Origin of the sequence: Blastococcus haudaquaticus, from assembly GCF_900230285.1 — a bacterium.
Lineage (GTDB): Bacteria > Actinomycetota > Actinomycetes > Mycobacteriales > Geodermatophilaceae > Blastococcus_B > Blastococcus_B haudaquaticus.
Genome location: NZ_OCNK01000005.1, coordinates 165,148 through 184,399, shown reverse-complemented (window position 1 = coordinate 184,399; position 19,252 = coordinate 165,148). Strand labels below are relative to the sequence as shown.

21 protein-coding genes are annotated in these 19,252 nt (G+C 72.5%); 7 read left to right on the top strand and 14 right to left on the bottom strand.

The window, feature by feature from the left end; all coding sequences use genetic code 11:
- Positions 1–55: 55 nt before the first annotated feature.
- Positions 56–1,663: a serine/threonine-protein kinase gene (locus CRP30_RS18790; RefSeq protein ID WP_097185536.1), complete on the top strand. Its 1,608-nt coding sequence runs from the start codon at positions 56–58 to the stop codon at positions 1,661–1,663.
- 10 nt (positions 1,664–1,673) lie between these two features.
- On the opposite strand, the gene CRP30_RS18785 is transcribed toward CRP30_RS18790, so the two are convergent.
- The 3 genes from CRP30_RS18785 to lpdA form a co-directional block, all read right to left on the bottom strand.
- Positions 1,674–2,585, bottom strand: a complete 912-nt coding sequence (locus CRP30_RS18785; protein WP_200814854.1) for a TIGR01777 family oxidoreductase — start codon at positions 2,583–2,585, stop codon at positions 1,674–1,676.
- A gap of 87 nt (positions 2,586–2,672) precedes the next feature.
- Positions 2,673–4,553, bottom strand: coding sequence for a 2-oxoglutarate dehydrogenase, E2 component, dihydrolipoamide succinyltransferase (gene sucB, locus CRP30_RS18780; RefSeq protein ID WP_097185535.1), 1,881 nt, complete (start codon positions 4,551–4,553; stop codon positions 2,673–2,675).
- 48 nt (positions 4,554–4,601) lie between these two features.
- Positions 4,602–5,981 (bottom strand): dihydrolipoyl dehydrogenase, encoded by a 1,380-nt coding sequence (gene lpdA / locus CRP30_RS18775; protein WP_097185534.1) that lies wholly within the window; start codon positions 5,979–5,981, stop codon positions 4,602–4,604.
- Between the two features lie 161 nt (positions 5,982–6,142).
- Between lpdA and CRP30_RS18770 the strand changes: the two genes are divergently transcribed.
- Positions 6,143–6,499 carry an oxidoreductase gene (locus tag CRP30_RS18770; RefSeq protein WP_097185533.1) on the top strand — a complete coding sequence of 119 codons (357 nt, stop codon included), beginning with the start codon at positions 6,143–6,145 and terminating at the stop codon, positions 6,497–6,499.
- An 86-nt stretch (positions 6,500–6,585) separates the two neighbouring features.
- Here CRP30_RS18770 and CRP30_RS18765 read toward each other — a convergent pair whose 3' ends face one another.
- On the bottom strand, positions 6,586–8,100 hold the full coding sequence (locus CRP30_RS18765; RefSeq protein ID WP_097185532.1) for a leucyl aminopeptidase: 1,515 nt from the start codon (positions 8,098–8,100) through the stop codon (positions 6,586–6,588).
- Positions 8,101–8,136: 36 nt separating this feature from the next.
- On the opposite strand from CRP30_RS18765, the gene gcvT reads away from it, so the two are divergent.
- A complete protein-coding gene (gene gcvT / locus CRP30_RS18760) occupies positions 8,137–9,255 on the top strand; it encodes a glycine cleavage system aminomethyltransferase GcvT (protein ID WP_097185531.1) in 1,119 nt (372 codons plus the stop codon).
- Positions 9,256–9,330: 75 nt separating this feature from the next.
- On the opposite strand, the gene CRP30_RS18755 is transcribed toward gcvT, so the two are convergent.
- From CRP30_RS18755 to CRP30_RS18740, 4 genes are all read right to left on the bottom strand, one after another.
- Positions 9,331–10,479: a YihY/virulence factor BrkB family protein gene (locus CRP30_RS18755; RefSeq protein WP_097185530.1), complete on the bottom strand. Its 1,149-nt coding sequence runs from the start codon at positions 10,477–10,479 to the stop codon at positions 9,331–9,333.
- Positions 10,480–10,542: 63 nt separating this feature from the next.
- Complete coding sequence (locus CRP30_RS18750; protein WP_097185529.1) at positions 10,543–10,845, bottom strand: DUF4235 domain-containing protein; 303 nt, start codon at positions 10,843–10,845, stop codon at positions 10,543–10,545.
- Complete coding sequence (locus CRP30_RS18745) at positions 10,842–11,117, bottom strand: DUF3618 domain-containing protein (protein WP_097185528.1); 276 nt, start codon at positions 11,115–11,117, stop codon at positions 10,842–10,844. The genes CRP30_RS18750 and CRP30_RS18745 overlap by 4 nt, the downstream gene beginning before the upstream one ends.
- On the bottom strand, positions 11,114–11,563 hold the full coding sequence (locus CRP30_RS18740) for a phage holin family protein (RefSeq protein WP_097185527.1): 450 nt from the start codon (positions 11,561–11,563) through the stop codon (positions 11,114–11,116). Before CRP30_RS18740 ends, CRP30_RS18745 begins: the two co-directional genes overlap by 4 nt.
- 108 nt (positions 11,564–11,671) lie before the next feature.
- Between CRP30_RS18740 and CRP30_RS18735 the strand changes: the two genes are divergently transcribed.
- Positions 11,672–11,884, top strand: coding sequence for a hypothetical protein (locus CRP30_RS18735; RefSeq protein WP_097185526.1), 213 nt, complete (start codon positions 11,672–11,674; stop codon positions 11,882–11,884).
- A 17-nt stretch (positions 11,885–11,901) separates the two neighbouring features.
- Here CRP30_RS18735 and CRP30_RS18730 read toward each other — a convergent pair whose 3' ends face one another.
- The 3 genes from CRP30_RS18730 to CRP30_RS18720 form a co-directional block, all read right to left on the bottom strand.
- A complete protein-coding gene (locus CRP30_RS18730) occupies positions 11,902–12,885 on the bottom strand; it encodes an aldo/keto reductase family protein (protein ID WP_097185525.1) in 984 nt (327 codons plus the stop codon).
- An 11-nt stretch (positions 12,886–12,896) separates the two neighbouring features.
- Positions 12,897–13,157: a hypothetical protein gene (locus tag CRP30_RS18725; protein ID WP_097185524.1), complete on the bottom strand. Its 261-nt coding sequence runs from the start codon at positions 13,155–13,157 to the stop codon at positions 12,897–12,899.
- A gap of 379 nt (positions 13,158–13,536) precedes the next feature.
- On the bottom strand, positions 13,537–14,154 hold the full coding sequence (locus CRP30_RS18720; RefSeq protein ID WP_097185523.1) for a DUF3043 domain-containing protein: 618 nt from the start codon (positions 14,152–14,154) through the stop codon (positions 13,537–13,539).
- A 154-nt stretch (positions 14,155–14,308) separates the two neighbouring features.
- Between CRP30_RS18720 and CRP30_RS18715 the strand changes: the two genes are divergently transcribed.
- On the top strand, positions 14,309–14,680 hold the full coding sequence (locus CRP30_RS18715; RefSeq protein WP_097185522.1) for a HesB/IscA family protein: 372 nt from the start codon (positions 14,309–14,311) through the stop codon (positions 14,678–14,680).
- A gap of 166 nt (positions 14,681–14,846) precedes the next feature.
- Here the strand turns inward: CRP30_RS18715 and asnB are convergent, their stop codons facing one another.
- From asnB to CRP30_RS18700, 3 genes are all read right to left on the bottom strand, one after another.
- Positions 14,847–16,778, bottom strand: coding sequence for an asparagine synthase (glutamine-hydrolyzing) (asnB, locus tag CRP30_RS18710; RefSeq protein ID WP_097185521.1), 1,932 nt, complete (start codon positions 16,776–16,778; stop codon positions 14,847–14,849).
- An 85-nt stretch (positions 16,779–16,863) separates the two neighbouring features.
- Positions 16,864–17,214 (bottom strand): DUF3817 domain-containing protein, encoded by a 351-nt coding sequence (locus CRP30_RS18705; RefSeq protein ID WP_097185520.1) that lies wholly within the window; start codon positions 17,212–17,214, stop codon positions 16,864–16,866.
- Positions 17,204–17,572, bottom strand: coding sequence for a metalloprotease (locus CRP30_RS18700; RefSeq protein ID WP_097185519.1), 369 nt, complete (start codon positions 17,570–17,572; stop codon positions 17,204–17,206). Before CRP30_RS18700 ends, CRP30_RS18705 begins: the two co-directional genes overlap by 11 nt.
- 251 nt (positions 17,573–17,823) lie before the next feature.
- Here CRP30_RS18700 and ctaC point away from each other — a divergent pair, with 251 nt between their 5' ends.
- Both ctaC and CRP30_RS18690 read left to right on the top strand, forming a co-directional pair.
- On the top strand, positions 17,824–18,708 hold the full coding sequence (ctaC, locus tag CRP30_RS18695) for an aa3-type cytochrome oxidase subunit II (RefSeq protein ID WP_097185518.1): 885 nt from the start codon (positions 17,824–17,826) through the stop codon (positions 18,706–18,708).
- 51 nt (positions 18,709–18,759) lie between these two features.
- A complete protein-coding gene (locus CRP30_RS18690) occupies positions 18,760–19,164 on the top strand; it encodes a cytochrome c oxidase subunit 4 (protein WP_097185517.1) in 405 nt (134 codons plus the stop codon).
- Positions 19,165–19,252 lie beyond the last annotated feature (88 nt).

The following is a 19,252-nucleotide window of genomic DNA, read 5'->3' as shown; positions in this document are numbered from 1 at the left end:
GAGGCCCTGTGGACAAGCGGAGCGGATCCGGCTCCGGACGCCCTACCGTCCCGGCATGCCTCCCGTCCCGCCCGCGTCGATCGTCCCGCCCGCGGTCCCCGGATACGTCCTGGAGACGCTCCTCGGTCGTGGCGGGTCGGGGGAGGTGTGGCGCGCCGTCCCACGACGCGGCGGGGACGCCGTGGCCGTCAAGGTGCTCGTGGCGGGAGAGCCGGAGCGCCAGGCCCGCGAGGCCGCGCTGCTCGGCGCGCTCGACCACCCGCACCTCGTCCGCCTCATCGAGGTCGTGCACCAGCCGCGTCGCGGCAGTGCGGCACGGGTCGCGCTCGTCCTGGAGCTCCTCGCCGGCGGCAGCCTCGCGTCGCTCCTGGCCAGACGCGGCCGGCTGCGTCCGGGGGAGGTCGTGACGGCGATCGCGCCGGTGGCCGCGGCGCTGGCGCACGCCCACGGCAACGGCGTGGTCCACGGCGACCTGTCGCCGGGGAACATCGTCTTCACCGCCGAGGGCCGCCCCGTGCTCACCGACCTGGGCGTGGCCCGGGTGCTGGGCGAGACCGCCGCGGCGGAGGTGACGCCGCCCTACGTCGACCCCACCGTGGCGCGCGGTGGGGCCCCCGGCCCCGCCTCCGACGTCTTCGGCGTCGCCGCCGCGGCCTTCCACGCCCTCACCGGCATCGCGCCGTGGAACGCCGCGACTCCCGCGGACACGCTGGCGGTCGCGGCCGGCGGCCACCTCCCTGACCTCGCCGAGCTGGCTCCGGACGCACCTGCCGAGCTCGTCACGGTCATCAGCCGCGGCTTGGCGGCCGACCCACATGATCGAGGCTCGGCGGCAGCCTTCGCGCTGGACCTGCGGCACGCGTGCCGGCCCGAGCCCGTCCGGCTCCCCGTGGACGGCGTGCCGGACGCCGAGCTCAGCCGGACGGGTGCGGGACCGCGCACCGAGCTCACCCATCAGGTGCCCGGACGGCGCGCCCGTCCCGCTCCCGTCGTCGTGGCACCGCCCGGGCGGGGAGAGCTGTGGCGCGACCGGCTCCGGGAGGGGGCGCGAACCGTCTCGCCCCGGGCCGGCGTGCTGGCGGGGGCCCTGGCCGTCCTCCTCGCGGTCGGTTGGTTCGGGCTGCGCTGGGCGGAGGACGGCGGAACCCCCGGCGGTGCCCCGACGGTGGCCGCCGCGGTGGGTTCGGACCTGCCCGAGGCGGCGGCCGGTGCCCCGCCGGCCCCCGGCCCGGGCGCGTCGGCAGCCGACCGGCAGGAGGCGCCGTCCTCGGCCCAGGAATGGTGGGCGCTCGTGACCGAGCTCTACGACCGTCGGGCGGCTGCCTTCACGGCCGGCTCACCCGAGCGCCTGGGCGACGTCTACACCGACGGGAGCCCGCTGCGGATCGCCGACGAGGAGCACGTCCGTGGGCTCACCGCCGCCGGTGAGGTGGTGCGCGGCTTCGACCCGACCGTCGCCGCCGTGACCGCGGCCGCGGAGGAGGGGGGAAGGGTCGAGATGGATCTGGTGGACCGGTGGCCCGCCTACGACGTCGTCGCCGCCGGTGATCCGGACGGGCCGGCGGTCAGGTCCGTGGCGGGGCGAGCGGAGGCGACCGTGCGGATGGTGCTGTTGCGGACGGAGGCGGGCTGGCGGATCGAGAGCGCGCGGCGGCTCGCCTGAGTCGCGCTGGTCACCGTCGACGGGCGGTGGCCGCCCGGAGCGCCGAGGGCAGGTCGGGATGGGTGAACCGGTAACCGGACTCCTCCAGACGCACCGGCATGGCGCGCTGCCCGGCGGTCACGCTGGACCGGCCGAACTCGCCGAGCGCGAGGTTGATCGCGAAGGCCGGCACGGGGAGCACCGCGGGACGGTGCAGCTGCCGGGCGAACTCCCGGGTGAACTCGGCGTTGGTGACCGGGGCGGGGCCGGTGAGGTTGACCGGGCCGGAGACGTCTGCGGTGAGGAGATGGCGCATCGCCCCGATCTGGTCGTCCAGGCTGATCCAGGGCCAGTACTGCCGGCCGCTGCCCATCCGGCCGCCCAGCCCGAGCCTGAAGACCAGGCCCAGCACCCGAACCAGCATGGCCCCGCGGTCGAGGACCAGGCCGGTGCGCAGGTGAACCACCCGGACGCCGGCCGCCTCCGCCGGTGCGGTCGCCGCCTCCCACTGGAGGCACAGCTGGGCCAGGAAGTCCGAGCCCGCGCGGTCCTTCTCGGTGACGGTCCGGGAGCCGGTGTCGCCGTAGTAGCCGACCGCCGACGCCGAGAGCAGGACACGGGGGCGGCCCGGGTCCGCGGCCGCGGCGGCGGCGAGGGCCTCGCTGATCGTCGTGGTCGCATCGAGCCGACTGCAGACGAGCCGCTCCTTGTAGCCGGCGGTGAACGGCCTCGGCCGGATCGGCGTGCCGCCGAGGTTGACGACGGCGTCGACGTCGGCCAGCAGCGACGGGTCGATGCGGCGGTGCTGCGGATCCCACCGGTGCTCGTCCGCCGTCCGCGGGGTGCGCCGGACCAGGGTCATGACCTCGTGCCCGTCGGCGCGCAGCGCGGGCAGGAGGGCGCCGCCGATCAGCCCCGACGCGCCGGACACGGCGATCTTCACGGCAGGGGTCCTCTCGCGAACGTGGATCGGCGGGTGCGGAAAGCGATCGGGGCCCCGGCGTCCGCCGGGGCCCCGATCAGGGAAGGACTACGCGAGCCCGAGCTCGCCGTGGAACTGCCCGGCTTCCAGCCGCTCCCGCACGGTGGTGAGGAAGCGCGCGGCGTCCGCGCCGTCGACGATCCGGTGGTCGTAGGTCAGGGCCAGGTAGACCATCGACCGGACGGCGATGACCTCCCCGAGCTCCGGGTCGTTGACGACGACGGGGCGCTTGACCACCGAGCCGACGCCGAGGATGGCCACCTGCGGCTGGTTGATGATCGGGGTGTCGAAGAGCGCCCCACGGCTGCCGGTGTTGGTCAGCGTGAACGTGCCGCCGCCCAGTTCGTCGGGCGTGACCTTGTTCGTCCGGGTGCGCTCGGCCAGGTCCGCGATCTTGCGCGCGATCCCGCCCAGGCTCAGGTCACCGGCGTCGTGGATGACCGGGACGAGCAGCCCGCGCTCGGTGTCCACCGCGATGCCGAGGTTCTCGGTGTCGTGGTAGGTGACCGTGCCGGCCTCCTGGTCGATCGAGGAGTTCACCGACGGGTGTGCCTTCAGCGCCTCGATGGAGGCCTTGGCGAAGAAGGGGAGGAAGGAGAGCTTGACGCCCTCGCGTGCCTCGAAGTCCTTCTTCGCCCGCTGGCGCAGGTTCGCGATGCGGGTGACGTCGGCCTCGACGACCGTGGTCAGCTGGGCGCTGACCTGGAGCGACTCGACCATGCGCCGCGCGATGACGGTGCGCAGCCGCGACATCTTCTCGGTGCGGCCCCGCACCGAGGTGTCCGGCGTGGCCGCCGGCGACGGGGTGCGAGCGCCACCCGAGGACGCGGCGGGGGCGGCGGCGGGCGCCGGCGCGGCGGCCTTCTCGGCCGCGGCGAGCACGTCCTGCTTCCGGATGCGGCCACCGACGCCGGTGCCGGACACGGAACCGAGGTCGACGCCCTTGTCCGCGGCCAGCCGGCGCACGAGCGGCGTCACGTACGCGCCGCCGCCGTCGCCGGACGACTGCTGCGCGGCGGGTGCCTGCGGAGCCACCTGCGGCGGCGGAGCGGAGGTCGGCGACTGCGCGGGCTGCGCCCCGCTGGCGCCGTAGTCGCCACCGGGCTGGGTGGTCGCGGTGGCGGCCGGCTTGGCCTCCGGCGCGGCCTGGGGCTGCTCCTCGGCGGGGGCCTCCTGCTTCGGGGCCTCCTGCTTCGGCGCCTCCTGCTGGGGGGCTTCCTGGGCCGGCGCCGGGGCCGACGACCCACCACCGGAGCCGCTGCCGATGAGGGCGAGCTGTGCGCCGACGTCGACGGTCTCGTCCTCGTTGACCGTGATCTCCAGGAGCGTGCCGCTCACCGGTGACGGGATCTCGGTGTCGACCTTGTCCGTCGAGACCTCGAGCAGCGGCTCGTCGGCGCTCACCTCGTCGCCGACGGCCTTGAGCCACCGGGTCACGGTGCCCTCGGTGACGCTCTCGCCCAGCGCCGGCATGGTGACCGGGGTGCCCTCGCCGCCGCCCGAGCCGCCACCGTCGGAGCTGGTGTCGGCCGAGGCGGGTGCCGGCTCTTCCTGCTGCTGCGCGGGCTGCTCGGACTCCGACGACCCCGGGCCGGCGTCCTCGACCTGCTGGTCGGGGGACTGCGGCGTGGTGTCCTCGTCCTCTGCGGACGCCGGCGGGGCGGACTCGCCCCCACGATCGTCCCCGCCGCCGTCGCCGCCGATGACGGCCAGCTCGGCGCCGACGTCCACGGTCTCGTCCTCGGCGACGAGGATCTTCGTCAGCACACCGGCGGCGGGCGACGGGATCTCGGTGTCCACCTTGTCGGTCGAGACCTCGAGGAGGGGCTCGTCGGCCTCGACCTGCTCACCCTCCTGCTTGAGCCAGCGAGTGACCGTGCCCTCGGTGACGCTCTCGCCCAGGGCGGGCATGGTGACGGACGTCGGCATCGGGGCAGTGCTCCTTCTGGCGCTGGGTGGGTGGGGGTGGAGCGGAGATCAGCCGTGCACGTGGAGCGGCTTGCCGGCGAGGGCGAGGTGGGCCTCGCCGAGCGCCTCGCTCTGCGTCGGGTGCGGGTGGATGAGGCTGGCGACGTCGTCGGCCTCGGCCTCCCAGTTGTAGATGAGCTGGGCCTCGGCGATGAGCTCGCCTACCCGGCTGCCCACCATGTGGATGCCGACGACCGGGCCGTCCTCGGCCTGGATGAGCTTGACCGCGCCCGTGGTCTTCAGGATCTGGCTGCGGCCGTTGCCCGCCAGGTCGTAGGTCAGCGTCTTGACCTCGCCGTACCGCTCCTTGGCCTGGGCCTCGGTGAGGCCGACCGAGGCGACCTCGGGGTCGGAGTACGTGATCCGGGGGACCCCGGCGTAGTCGATCGGGGCGGGCGTGAGCCCGGCGACCCGCTCGGCGACGAGGATGCCCTCGCCGAAGCCGACGTGGGCCAGCTGCAGCGTCGGGATGAGGTCGCCGACGGCGGAGATGGTCGGCACGCTCGTCTGGCAGTTCTCGTCGACGAGGACGTAGCCGCGGTCCATCTGGACGCCGGCCTCCTCGTAGCCGAGACCCTGGCTGACCGGGCCGCGGCCGACGGCGACGAGCAGCAGCTCGGCCTCGATCTCCTTGCCGTTCTCCAGCGAGATCTTCACGCCGTTCTCGGTGTTCTGGACACCGGAGAACCGGCTGCCCAGCTCGAAGGCGATCTTGCGACGGCGGAACGCGCGCTCCAGGAGCTTGGAGGAGGACTCGTCCTCCAGCGGCACCAGGTGGGGGAGGGCCTCGACGATGGTGACGTCGACGCCGAAGGACTTCCAGGCGCTGGCGAACTCGCAGCCGATGACGCCGCCGCCGAGGATGATCGCCGACGCCGGGACCCGGTCGAGGTTGAGGGCGTGGTCGCTGGTGATGACCTTCTTGCCGTCGACCTCGAGCCCCGGCAGCGAGCGGGCGTAGGAGCCGGTGGCCAGCAGGATGTGCTTGCCCTCGTAGGTCTGGCCGTTCACCTCGACGGTGGTGGGGGAGGTGAGCCGGCCCTCGCCCTCGACGTAGGTGATCTTGCGGGCCTTCACCAGGCCCTGCAGACCCTTGTAGAGCTTCGCGATGACGCCGTCCTTGTAGGCGTTCACGCCGTCCATGTCGATGCCGGCCAGCGACGTCTTGACGCCGAACTGCTCGCCCTCGCGGGCCAGGTCGGCGACCTCGCCGGCGTGCAGCAGCGCCTTGGTCGGGATGCAGCCGCGGTGCAGGCAGGTTCCGCCGACCTTGTCCTTCTCGATCAGGACGACGTTCAGGCCCAGCTCGGACGCCCGGAACGCTGCGGCGTAGCCACCGGAGCCACCACCGAGGATGACCAGGTCGGCGGGGGAGGTGGGTGAGCTCACGAGATCTCCTCGATGCAGTCGTCGGCCTCCGCTCGTGCGGGCGGGGGCTTGCTCTCATCCTGCCACTCCGGGAACGACCCGGCCCGGAGCGCCGTTGCCTACCCGGACGTGCCGATGATCACGAAGCTGCAACGAAGGGTTCCCGACGAGGGGAGAGCGCCATGGGGTTGTTCGACCGGCTGCGTGGCCGCAGCCGCCCGGGCCGGGCCCGCGACGACGGACGCCGGGGCACGCTGGACCGCGGATCGCAGCGCACCGACCTCAGACACCTGGAGCAGTTCGTGGCCAGCCGCCGCGGTGTCGAGGGGTACGTCGAGCCCAGGACGGCCGTCACGGAGACCACGATCGTGCTGGTCGCCGCCGACGGCGAATGGACCCGCCGGCGCATCGACGGCCCCGACGTGGCTCGGAAGCTCTCCCGCGACCTGTCGATCCCCGTCTACGACGCCCAGGTGACCGGCTACCCCCAGCGCATGCGTGACTGGAGCAAGGACCACAGGCCCCCCACCACTCGCTAGGAGAAGGACCCCGTCCTCCTCACCCCTCGCACGCTCGGGGCGAGCCTCGGGACGGGGCCGACCCGGGGCCGTTCCATCCCGTCACGTCAGCCTTCGGCGATGAGGCCCTCGATGGTGGCGAGGAGGGTGCGGACGGGGACGCCGGTGCCGCCCTTGGGCGTGTAGCCCCACGGCGAGCCGGTGTTGTAGCTCGGGCCGGCGATGTCGATGTGCGCCCAGGGCAGACCGTCGGGCACGAACTCCTTGAGGAAGTGGCCGCCCACCAGCATCCCGCCCATCCGGTCGGGGTTGGCGTTCACGAAGTCGGCGATGGGGGAGTCGAGGCCCTTGCGCAGCTCCGGCGGCAGGGGCATGGGCCACATGCCCTCGCCGCTGCGCTTCGACGCGGCCACGACGGCGTCCCGGAGGTCGTCGCTGCCCATCACACCGGCGGTGCGCGAACCCAGCGCGACCATCTGTGCGCCGGTGAGCGTCGAGGTCTCCAGCAGCACGTCCGGCCGGTCCTCGGCGGCCCGGGCGATGGCGTCGGCGAGCACGACCCGGCCCTCGGCGTCGGTGTTGGTGATCTCGGCCTTCTTGCCGTTGCGGAACGTCACCACGTCGGCGGGCCGGTAGGCGGTGCCGCTGGGGAGGTTCTCGGCGATGGGCACGGTCGCGACGACGTCGACCGGGAGGCGGAGCTGGGCCACGAGGCAGACGGTGGCGATCACGGCGGCGGCGCCGGCCATGTCGCTCTTCATGTCCTCCATCTTCAGCGCGGGCTTGATCGAGAGGCCGCCGCTGTCGAAGGTGATGCCCTTGCCGACCAGCGCGACCTTCTTGCGCGCGCCGGGCCCGGAGTAGGCGAGGCGCAGCAGCCGCGGCTTGCGGGTCGATCCCTGCCCGACGGCGAGGATGCCGCCGTAGCCACCGGCCAGCAGCGCGTCCTCGTCGAGGATCTCCGCGGCCAGCCCGACCTTCTCGCCCGCCGCGGCGCCGCGGGCGGCGAGCTCGGCGGGGAAGAGGTCGTTGGGCGGGGTGTTCACCAGGTCGCGGACCAGGGCGACCGCGTCGGCCACGGCCCGGACCCGCCGGAGCGCGTCCTCGGCGACACCGGCGTCCGGGACGACGACGGTGAACTCGCTCGGCGGCGTGGGCCGGCCGGCGGGCAGGTCGGACTTGTAGGCGGTGAACTCGTAGGCGCCCAGCAGGGCGCCCTCGCCGACGGCGTGCAGCCGCCCGGCGTCCGGGGCGCCGCCCACGGCGGCGAGCAGGCTGACGACCGATCGCCGGCCGCCGAGCGCGCGACTGGCGGCGCCGGACGCCCGCCGGACGGCCTCGGCCGGGTAGGCGCCGGTGGCATCCGGAGCGCCCAGACCGACGACGGCGACGACGGGGAAGGGGCCCTGCCCGAACGTCGGCATCCGGGTGACCTCGTCCTCCGTGCCTCGGGCGCCCAGGTCGGCGAGCGCCGGGAGCAGGCGGCCACCGAGCAGGCGGTCCACGGCCTCCGCACCGGGCGTGGGCAGCGGGCCGTCCGGTCCCTTGCCCACGGCGACGACGACGGCGTCCCCGGTCAGCTTCTCCAGCGGGTGGTCGGTGGCGGTGATCGTCGGCGGCACCGCTCGATCCTAAGGGCCGCACTAGCGTGACCCCCCGTGAGCCCGCTGACCTCCCCCCTCCACGACCGGCACGTCGCGGCCGGCGCCAAGCTCGCCGATTTCAGCGGCTGGTCGATGCCCATCGAGTACGCGGGCGGGGGCGTCCTCGCCGAGCACACGGCGGTCCGGACCGCCGTCGGCCTCTTCGACGTGTCCCACCTGGGCACGGCGACGGTCCGAGGCCCGGGGGCCGCGGCGTTCGTCGGCTCGTGCCTGACCAACGACCTCTCCCGCATCGGCCCCGGGCAGGCGCAGTACACGCTCTGCTGCCTCCCGGACGGCGACCCGCAGGCCGGCGGCGTCGTGGACGACCTGATCGTCTACCTGCACGGCCCGGACGACGTCCTCCTCGTCCCGAACGCCGCCAACGCCGCCGACGTGCTGGCCCGGTTGGCCGACGCCGCACCCTCGGGCGTCACCGTGACGGATCGGCACGCCGAGGTGGCCGTCCTCGCGCTGCAGGGGCCGCGGGCGCTGCAGGTGCTCGAGCTGCTGGGCCTGCCCGGCGAGCTCTCCTACATGTCCTTCGTGACCGGCACCGGTGGGTCCGGCGCCGAGGTCACCGTCTGCCGGACCGGGTACACCGGCGAGCACGGGTACGAGCTGCTGGTCGCCGCCGAGCACGCCGGCGAACTGTGGGACGCGGTGCTCGAGGCGGGCCAGGACCAGGGGATCCGGCTGTGCGGCCTGGGCGCCCGCGACACGCTGCGCACCGAGATGGGGTACCCGCTGCACGGCCACGAGCTGTCGCGGGACATCACGCCCAACCAGGCTCGCTCGGGCTGGGCCGTCGGCTGGCAGAAGCCGGCATTCTGGGGTCGCGAGGCGCTGCTCGCCGAGAAGGAGGCCGGTCCCGCCCGCCTGCTCTGGGGGCTGCGCGCCGACGGCCGGGGGATCCCGCGGCCGGGCATGCCGGTCCTCGACGGCGAGGGCACGCGGGTCGGCGAGGTCACCAGCGGCACGTTCTCCCCGACGCTGCGGACCGGGATCGCCCTCGCCCTGGTCGACGCGACCGCCGCAGTGACCGCGGGCACCACGCTCGCGGTGGACGTCCGCGGACGCTCGCAGGCCGTGGAGGTCGTCAAGCCGCCGTTCGTGGAGTCCCACGTCCGTTAGTAGACGGACCCCCTCCTCCCCAGCCCTCGCAGGTCCGGGCCGAGCCTCTGGAGGGGGCCGAGGGGACGGGGTCCTTCATTTCTTGGTGGGGTCGCTGTCGCCCTTCTCGGGTTCCGGCTTCTCCGGGAGCGTGTCGGCCATCTTCGCGTCGCGCTCACCCATGGGTTGGGGCTCGCCGGTGGTGGTGTCGTGCGCCGTCTGGTGCTCGGCCTCGGAGTTGATCTCGGCGCCGAGCAGCACCAGGTAGCAGGTGAGGTACAGCCACAGCATCAGCACGATGACGCCGGCGATCGTGCCGTAGGTCTTGTCGTAGGACCCGAAGTTGTTGACGTAGAGCGCGAAGCCCACGCTCACGATCGCCCACACCACGGTGACGACGACGGAGCCGAGGCTCACCCAGGTGAGCCGGGGTGCGTCGCGGTCCGGTGCGACGCGGTAGAGCACGGCGAGGCCGCCGGCGAACGCGGCCAGCAGCAGCACCCATCGGGCTGTCTGCGCCAGGACCGTCCCGACGACCCCGAGACCGAGGGCCTCGATGACCGCGGGCACGACAGCCAGCAGTCCGAAGGCGACCAGGACGAACGCGATCGCCCCGAGGGTGAGCGCGAGCGAGGTCAGCTTCAGCTTGACGAAGCCGCGGGCCTCCACCTCGTCGTAGGCGATGTTGATCGCCGTGACCACGTTGCCCACCCCACCGGAGGCGCTCCAGAGCGCGGCGAGGATGGACACGACCAGGCTGATGCTCAACGCGCTGCCGCTGTTGGCGACGATGGCGGTCAGCTGCTCCTCGATGAGGCTCGCCGCGTCGTCGGGCAGCTGGGCCGAGAGGTCCCCGACCTGCTGGGCCACGGTCTCCGGCGAGGCGACCAGCCCGTAGATCGAGATCAGTGCGATGAGGGCGGGGAAGATCGACAGGAAGCCGAAGAACGCCACGCCGCCGGCGATGATCGGCATGTTGTCGGCGCTGTTCTCCGCCCAGGCCCGCTTGACGATCTGCTTCCACCCCGCCCAGGGGATCTGGGTCGGCGTCTCCGCGTGGATACCGGGCAGTTCGCTCGGCGAGGGCGACCCGGGTGGCGGGCGGTCGGGGTCGCCCTGGGGGCGTCCCGGCCCACCCTTCGCCTCGGCGGCGGCCTTCGCGGCCGCGGCCCGACGGGCGGCCTTCTCCTCGACCCGCTCACGGATCCGGTCGACGGCGCTCTCGCGCTGCCTCGTGCCACTCACGTGCGTGCTCCCTCTGTGGCGCGACGGTGACGACGTCCGGCCCTCACGCGAGAGGGCCTTCGTTCAGTCGCCCGGCCAGGCCCCGGTCAGCTGCTTGAAGCCGCGGGCCCCCGCGCGGTCGACCGCGGCCTTCGTCGCGGCGAAGATCGCGCCCTGGAGGGCGGCGGCCAGCACGACCACCCCCATCGGGTACTCGCTCTGCAGCGCCGAGGGGGCCTCCTCCTCCTTGGCGACGACCTTCCAGACCTGCTTGAACACGATCCCGCTCAGCGAGCCGGCCACCAGCCCGCTCACCAGGCCGATCGGCCGGTAGGCGATCTTGGCCCCGGTGTTCTTGCGGGCCTCACCCTTGTTGCGCTTGCTCAACGCTTCCTCCCTCGGCCTGGCGACGACGCGCGCTTCCGGCGCAAGATGATCACCCCGAGCACCAGTCCCGCCAGTGCGACGGCGGCGCCGATCACGGCGGGCGGGCTCTCCCGGTAGGTCTCCACGGCGGTGTCCTTGGCGCGGGCCGCCTTCTCCTTCGCGCGGGCCGGGACGTCGAGGCGGGCACTCAGCTCGTCGACGGTCCGGCCCAGCTGTGCGCGGGTGGCCTCGATCTCCGCCTGGATCTGCTCCGGGTCGTTGGCGGCGGTCACCGGGACAGCCCCTGCTTGACGGTGGCGACGTCGGCCTGCACCCCGGCGATCGCCTGCGTGGGCAGCGGGGGAGAGGCCTGGGCGACGTCCTTCTTGCCCACGAGGGCCAGCACGCCGGCGACGACGAACAGGACGACGGCCACGATCAGCGCGGCCAGCCAGCCGGGCATCAGCTCGGCCAGTCCGAGGACGGCGGCGCTGAGGAGGACGGCGACGCCGAAGAACGCCGTCAGGCCCGCGCCGCCGAACAGCCCGGCGCCGGCGCCGAGCTTCTTGGCCTTCTGGGTCACCTCGGCCTGGGCGAGCCGCGCCTCGTTGCGGACCAGCGAGCTGAGCTGCTCGGTCAGCTGACCGATGAGCTCGCCGGTGGAGGCGTTGGCGGGGTCGGGCGTCACCTGCACGCGGGTGGCTCCGCGCGTGTCGGGCTCGTGCGAGGGTGCGGTCATCGGTCCTCCGGCTGGGGCGGTCGATGGACTCCCATGCCCGCCGCCCCGCGTGCGTAACCGGCCGGTCGATCACAGCACGGGAACGACCGGCTCACTAACCTGCACCGCATGACCTGGCACTGGCGTCTCGAGGATCCCTCCGGAGCGGCCGTCGAGCCGTCGTCGATCGGCGTGGAGATCCCGGCCACGGACAACCAGGGCGACGCCGAGTCGTGGCTCGGGGAGAACTGGCGGGAGCTCCTCGACAAGGGCGTCGCGACGGTGACCCTGCTCGACGGCGAGGACGAGGTCTACGGCCCGATGGGCCTCGCCGCCCCCTGAGCGGGGGCGGCGAGCCGTCACCCGCGGGCGGTCTTGGTGGGGTCCCGCTCCACGACGTCCCCGAGGACGTCGTCGATCCGCCGCAGGACGTCGTCCTCGAGCCGGACGCCGGACGCCTTGACGTTGTCGTGCACCTGCTCCGGGCGGGTGGCGCCGATGATCGCCGCACCCACGTTCGGGTTCTGCAGGACCCAGGCGATGGCCAACTGCGCCATCGACAGGCCCAGGTCGTCGGCGATCGGACGCAGCCCCTGGACGGCGGTCAGGATGTCGTCGCGCAGGAACCCACGCATCGAGTTGCCGGCCTCCGCGTGCCCACCGCGGCTGTCGGCGGGTGGCTGCTGACCCGGCAGGTACTTGCCGGTGAGCACGCCCTGCGCCAGCGGCGACCAGACGATCTGGGAGAGACCCTCCTTCTCCGACGTCGGCACGACCTCGGGCTCGATGACCCGCCAGAGCATCGAGTACTGGGGCTGGTTGCTGATCAGCTGCACGTTCAGCTCGCGGGCCAGGGCAGCGCCGGCGGCGATCTGCTCGGCGTTCCACTCCGAGACGCCGATGTAGAGCACCTTGCCGGCGCGCACGAGGTCGGCGAACGCGGTCATCGTCTCCTCGAGCGGCACCGTCGGGTCGTAGCGATGGGCCTGGTAGAGGTCGACGTAGTCGGTCTGCAGCCGCTTCAACGAGGCGTGGCAGCTCTCGACGATGTGCTTGCGGGACAGGCCGCGATCGTTGCGGCCCTTCCCGGTGGGCCAGTAGACCTTGGTGAACAGCTCGTAGGACGAGCGGCGCTGTCCCTCCAGGGCCCGACCGAGGACGGTCTCGGCGCGGGTGCCGGCGTAGACGTCGGCGGTGTCGAAGGTGGTGATGCCGGCGTCGAGGGCGGCCCGCACGCAGGCGAAGGCGGCGTCCTCCTCGACCTGGCCACCGTGGGTGAGCCAGTTGCCGTAGGCGATCTCGGAGATGTTCAGGCCGGAGCGGCCGAGGCGTCGGAATTCCACGTACGGCGACGTTAGGCGCCGTACCGGAGCTCCGCGCGTCGGGCCCCGACGGCGACTGTCGCTCCGTCGAACACCGAGCGGGCGCCGGGGGCGGCCAGGCGCAGCGCCAGCTCGGCGGCCGGCGGGTTGTGGTGGCTCAGGTGGACGGCGACGACATCGGTGTCCGGGGTGACGGCGCCGACCGCGCGCAGGCGATCGAGCTGGCCGGGGAACGACACGAGGTCCAGGTGCGACGTCCCGCCCGACGTGGTCGCCGCAGCGCAGCGCGTCACCGGGGGAGACCTCGGTGAGACGCACCCGGACGTCGGGGGCCAGCCAGGGCCGGCATTCGTCGAACACCGACGCGGGCCCGACCACGGTCAGCGGCCCCGGCAGCCCCGCCCAGTGCCGCCACAGCAGGGAGAAGGGCGAGCAGTGGTCGGGGTGGGCGTGGGTGACCAGCACCGTGTGCACGCTCGCCGGCGAGATCCCGCGCGGTGGCAGGCCCGGCGCGAGGTCGAGCAGCAGGACGTCGTCGACGAGGGCGGACGTCGGCTGCCGGTGCTCACCGCGCCGGCGGGCGTCGGTGCACGACGCGCAGGCCTACCGGCGTCGGCCCCGTCCAGGGCACCGCCCCGAGCGTGCGAGGGGTGGGGAGGACGGGGTCCTTTCTCAGACGTCGGCGCCCAGGGCGACGTCGGGCTTGGGGAAGCGCCACCGGCGGATCATGGTGGCCCGGCTGATGCCGTACCAGACCAGGCCGCGGGTCTTCTTCGCCTGCGGGTCGTCGGGGAACCGCTCGACGAGCTTCTTCTTGATCTTCCGGCTCAGGATCACCGAGTCGACGATGAGCAGCAGGAAGAAGCCGAACAGCAGGAAGCTCGCGTAGTTGCGCACCACGAGGCTCGGGACGACGGTGCCGATCAGGGCGACGCCGGCGATGGCGAGGAAGAAGCTGCCGATGTTGCGCCGGGAGTCCACGACGTCCCGCACCAGCTTGCGCACCGGACCGCGGTCGCGGGCGGGCAGGTAGGCGTCGTCGCCACGGGCCGCGCCCTGGCGGGTCTCGGCCCGCCGGGTGGCCTGCTGCTCCCGCATGCGCTTGTAGGCCTCCTTCCGCGTGGTGGGAGGCGGCGGCGGGGGCCCGGGACGACGTCCCTGCGCCTCGGCGCGCTTGGGAGTGGGCCGGCCCTTGCCGGAGGCCCTCACCAGCTGCTCGGTGAGGTCGGACTCGGCGGGGGTGTCGGTCGTCTCGACGCGGTCGCGGCGGCCGGGCAGGCGGAGCTTCACGGGCTCGAAGTCTACGTGTGTGGGGAAGGAGACCCGGGAAAGCGCAATCCGCGCCGTACAGTGGTGGCCAGCAGGGGAAGAGCCACCGCCACGGCGGTGTTGGTCCGCTGCAGGAAGTGCCGCAGCGGGCACCTCGTATCTGGGAGGACACAACATGTCGGTGCAGGACACCACGACCCTCGACGGTGGGGCGCCCGGCGTCACCGGCGTCGTGCTCAGCGACCCCGCGGCCTCGAAGGTGAAGGCGCTGCTGGACCAGGAAGGTCGCGACGACCTGCGACTGCGCATCGCCGTCCAGCCGGGCGGGTGCTCCGGTCTGCGTTACCAGCTGTTCTTCGACGAGCGGTTCCTCGACGGCGACCAGACCTACGAGTTCGGTGGGGTCGAGGTCATCGTCGACCGCATGAGCGGGCCGTACCTCGGTGGCGCGACGATCGACTTCGTCGACAGCATCGAGAAGCAGGGCTTCACGATCGACAACCCGAACGCCGGCAGCTCCTGCGCCTGCGGGGACTCGTTCAGCTGATCACCCGCGCCTGAACGACCCAGCGCCCGGTTCCCCGTGAGGGGGACCGGGCGCTGTCGCATTCGCGGCCGGTCCATGGGGCGACGTCACCCTCGCCCGGTGTTCGCCGGTCCACCTCATGGAGGCTCGATGAGGTGGACCAGCGCACAGTCGCCGCCCCCGGCGGTCAGAGGCGGACGGGGTAGACCGTCTCGGGGATCACCGGCGTGATCCGGCCCTCGACGAAGATCCCGTGCCAGACCATGAAGACCAGCAGCGTCCAGAGCTTGCGGGAGTAGTCGACCGGCGAGCCGTTGCGCTGGTTCTCCCGGTGCGCGGCCAGCATGGCCAGCACCTGCTTCCTGTCCAGCCACTCGTCGGTCTGGCTGTCCTCGACGATCTGGCGTGCCCAGTCGTGCAGCTGCTCCGCGAGCCAGTGACGCGTGGGGACCGGGAAGCCGAGCTTGCGGCGGTTGAGGACGTGCGGCGGCACGATCTGCTCGAGCGCCCGCCGGAGGGCGTACTTCGTCGTCTCCTTCGTGACCCGCTGGTCGACCGGCAGCGTGCCGGCGACGGCGAAGACCTCGGGGTCGAGGAAGGGCACCCGCAGCTCGAGCGAGTTCGCCATCGTCATCTTGTCGGCCTTGACGAGGATGTCGCCGCGGAGCCAGGTGAAGAGGTCGACGTACTGCATGGCGGTGACGTCGTCGTAGCCGGCGGCCCGGGTGCGTTCGTAGAGCTCGGCGGTGACGGCGACGTGGGAGAGGTCGGGGTCCCGGCGCTCCAGGAATCCCAGCTCGTCGTCCCGGAAGATGCGAGCGTTGCCGTAGTAGCGCTGCTCCAGCGGGATCGACCCGCGGCGCAGGAGATCCTTGCCACGCATGCCGTCGGGCAGCCGGGTGGAGAGCTTCCCGAGCGCCCGCAGGATGCCGGCCGGCAGCCTCTCGAACGCGGCCAGCGACAGCGGCTCGCGGTAGATGTTGTAGCCGCCGAACAGCTCGTCGGCACCCTCGCCGGAAAGCACGACCTTGACGTGCTTGCGGGCCTCGCGGGCGATGAAGTACAGCGGCACGAGCGCCGGGTCGGCGACCGGGTCGTCGAGGTACCAGACGACCAGCGGGATCTCGGCGGCGAACTCCTCGGGAGTGACCACCTTGGTGATGTGCTCGACGCCGATCGCCGCGGCGGACTCGGCGGCGACGTCGATCTCGGAGAAGCCCTGCCGCTCGAACCCGGTGGTGAACGTCAGCAGCTTCGGGTTGTAGCGCTTCGCCAGCGCGGCGATGGCCGTGGAGTCGATGCCGCCGGACAGGAACGAGCCGACCGTGACGTCGGCCCGCATGTGCATGCGCACCGAGTCGTCGAGGACGTCGGCGATGCGGTCGTAGAGGGCCTGCTCCTCGTCCTTCGCGACCGGCCGGATAGGGAAGGTCGGGTGGAAGTAGCGCTTCGTGCGCAGCTCGCCGTCGGCGACGGTGAAGCTCGTGCCGCTCTCGATCCGGCGGATCGCCGTGTGCAGGGTCGCGGGTTCCGGCACGTACTGCAGCGTCAGGTAGTGCTGCAGCGAGGCGCCGTCGACCCCGCCGGCGGCGTCGCTGCCGCCGAGGAGCTCGAGCAGCGCCTTCTTCTCCGAGCTGAAGACGATCCCGCCGTCGGCCAGCCGGGCGGTGAACAGCGGCTTGATGCCGAACGGGTCGCGGGCGCCGAAGACGGTTCCGGTCTCGCTGTCCCAGATGATGAAGGCGAACATCCCGCGCAGCTTCGGCAGGACCGCCTCGCCCCACAGGTGGTAACCGGCGACGATCGCCTCGGTGTCGCCCTCCGTGGCGAACGTGGCGCCGGCCTCGGCCAGCTCGGCGCGCAGCTCGAGGTAGTTGTAGATCTCGCCGTTGAAGACGATCCGGTACCGGCCGTCGGCGTACGGCATCGGCTGGTGGCTGTTCTCGATGTCGATGAAGGACAGCCGGTTGAACCCGAACACCGCCCGGCCGTCCCACCAGGCCTCGTTCTCGTCCGGCCCGCGGTGACGCAGGCAGTGCTGCGCCGCGCGCACCGCGTCGACCGTGCCGTCGTCGACCCGGTCGGCGTCGGTGGAGAAGTAGGCGAGCAGGCCACACATCAGGCGCAGGTCCTCGGGGTCGGGGAGATGTCGGGCGGAAGGGAGGGGAGCTGCGGCGCGGGGGAGAGGCGCTGCTGCGCGGAGGTCACACGCGCTCGCCGGCGCGCATCTTCCGCGTGACGGTCCGCTCGGCCACGAAGGAGAGGAAGGGGATGGTGCCGCACACCAGCGTGATGATCGCCCCCTTCAGGGTCCACTTCGACCGCAGCGCCAGGTCGACGGCCGAGAGGAAGAAGAGGGCGTAGAGCCAGCCGTGCGCCGTCCCCAGGACCGTCACCGGCTCCGGGATGTCGGCGAAGTACTTCAGCGGCATCGCGACGACGAAAAGCAGGACGAGCAGGACGCCGACGACGGTCGCCATCACGCGGTAGCGCTGCAGCGCGGCGGCGATCGCCTGCTCGGAATCGCGGGCGGGCGCGGTCCGGTCAGCGGCCATGACCCGTGCTCCGCTGGCCCAGGGCCCGCTCGTTGAGCTCCGCGAGGTAGGCGTTGTACGCGGCCAGTTCCGGGTCCCCCGAGGTGTCGATGCGGGGGCGCTGGTAGAGGACGACGGCGGCCCCCGGGGCGTCCTCGTCCGGGTCGCGGGTCAGCTCCACCTTGACCATGCGCAGGTAGAACCACAGACCCATGAAGCCGTAGAGCGGCCACTGCAGGGCGTAGCTCCAGTTCACCGCGCCGCCGCCGGACTCCGCTTTGGACAGCTGCCAGTAGCCCAGGAAGAAGGTGGCCACGAACAGCACCGCCACCAACAGGTGCAGCAGCAGCCACTTGGGGGTCAGCAGCCGGGAATACACGCTCTCGACTCTAACCGTCGGCCCTCCACGAGCGGCGGCTCCCGGCTCGACGGTGGGCAGGAACACCGCAGGTCGGGCATGCGCGCCCACGACCCGCCGGTGCGGCGTCTCCGGTGGTCGGCCGCCGAGCGGAGTCGGCTAGTCTCGGCCCACACTGTGATCGGCGTGGACGCCGTCCGTCGGAACCCGGCGGACGACCCGCTGGGAGGACCGTCCGGGCACCCGGACGGAGGACGAGGAGGCAGCGAGCAGTGGCTCGAGGCAACAGGCTCGCGCGGCTGGCCGCGCTCGGTCTCCTGGGGGTCGTGACCCTCACCGGATGCGAGATGCCGAACAACGAGTTCTGGCGGTTCGGCTGGCCGGAGGGCATCACCGACCGGTCACAGGACATGCGTGAGCTGTGGACCGGTTCGGTCATCGCGGCGCTCATCGTCGGCTTCGCCGTGTGGGGTCTGATCGGCTGGTCGGTCGTCATGCACCGCAAGCGCGGGGACGAGCTGCCCAAGCAGACGGCGTACAACCTGCCGCTGGAGATCGTCTACACGATCCTGCCGTTCCTGATCATCGCCGGGCTGTTCTTCTACACGGTCGTCGTGCAGAACCGCGTGATGGAGCGCAGCGACGAACCGGACGAGACGATCGCGGTCAACGCGTTCAAGTGGAACTGGCAGTTCGTGTACCCGGAGACCGCGGGTGACGACGGTGAACCGGTCGACACGGTCGGGTCCAGCTCCGAGATCCCGATCCTGGTGCTCCCGACCGACCGCACGATCCGCTTCGAGCTGGCCTCCGCGGACGTCATCCACTCGTTCTGGGTCCCCGAGTTCCTCTTCAAGCTCGACGTCATCCCCGGCAACGAGAACGGCCGAGACAACGTCTTCGAGGTGACCGTCCAGGAGGAGGGCGCCTACGTCGGACGCTGCGCCGAGCTCTGCGGGACGTACCACGCGTACATGAACTTCGAGGTCCGCGCGGTGTCGGGCGACGACTACGACGCCTACCTGGAGGCCCGGGAGTCCGGGCTGGACACGTTCGAGGCTCTCGAGGAGATCGGGCAGCCGGGGGTCTCCTCGTCCACGACACCGTTCGAGTCGCTCCAGAACAAGAACGTCGACCAGCAGAACGCCGGTGGCTGAGCCGCCCGCCTGCCAGCCCCTGATCGTTCCGAGCACCGAGGAGGCGCGACCGTGAAGGTCGAGTCGCTCATCTTCAACATCATCGCGGTCTTCTGCGTCGCCGCGGCCGTGGTCTACGGCGTGTGGTCGCGGGAGCCGATCGGGACGACGGCGCTGGCTCTCTCCGGTGGCCTGACCGGTCTCATCGGCGGGTTCTTCTGGTTCGTGTCCCGCCGCATCGACGCCCGCCCCGAGGACCGCAAGGACGCCGACATCGCCGAAGGGGCCGGCGAGCTCGGCTTCTTCCCGCCGGCCAGCTACTGGCCGTTCGCCCTGGCGCTCTCCGCCGCGCTGATGGGCCTCGCGCTGGCCTTCTGGTACTCGTGGCTGATCCTCATCGCCCTCGCGGCGCTGCTCATCACCATCGGCGGCCTGCTCTTCGAGTTCTACGTGGGGCAGAACGCCACGCAGAGCTGACCCGGCACGCTTCACCGAGGGCCCTTCCCGCACACCGCGGGAGGGGCCCTTCGCGTTCCCGGGGTCGGTCCCGGCGATGAGTTCTGCC

Bases quoted from the DNA above. Each gene is read 5' to 3' on its own strand.
- CRP30_RS18735 (WP_097185526.1), top strand. From the start codon at position 11,672: ATGACCTGGCACTGGCGTCTCGAGGATCCCTCCGGAGCGGCCGTCGAG.
- CRP30_RS18790 (WP_097185536.1), top strand. From the start codon at position 56: ATGCCTCCCGTCCCGCCCGCGTCGATCGTCCCGCCCGCGGTCCCCGGA.
- asnB (WP_097185521.1), bottom strand. From the start codon at position 16,778: ATGTGTGGCCTGCTCGCCTACTTCTCCACCGACGCCGACCGGGTCGAC.
- sucB (WP_097185535.1), bottom strand. From the start codon at position 4,553: ATGCCGACGTCCGTCACCATGCCCGCCCTGGGCGAGAGCGTCACCGAG.
- CRP30_RS18770 (WP_097185533.1), top strand. From the start codon at position 6,143: ATGGGGTTGTTCGACCGGCTGCGTGGCCGCAGCCGCCCGGGCCGGGCC.
- CRP30_RS18740 (WP_097185527.1), bottom strand. From the start codon at position 11,563: ATGACCGCACCCTCGCACGAGCCCGACACGCGCGGAGCCACCCGCGTG.
- CRP30_RS18705 (WP_097185520.1), bottom strand. From the start codon at position 17,214: ATGGCCGCTGACCGGACCGCGCCCGCCCGCGATTCCGAGCAGGCGATC.
- CRP30_RS18715 (WP_097185522.1), top strand. From the start codon at position 14,309: ATGTCGGTGCAGGACACCACGACCCTCGACGGTGGGGCGCCCGGCGTC.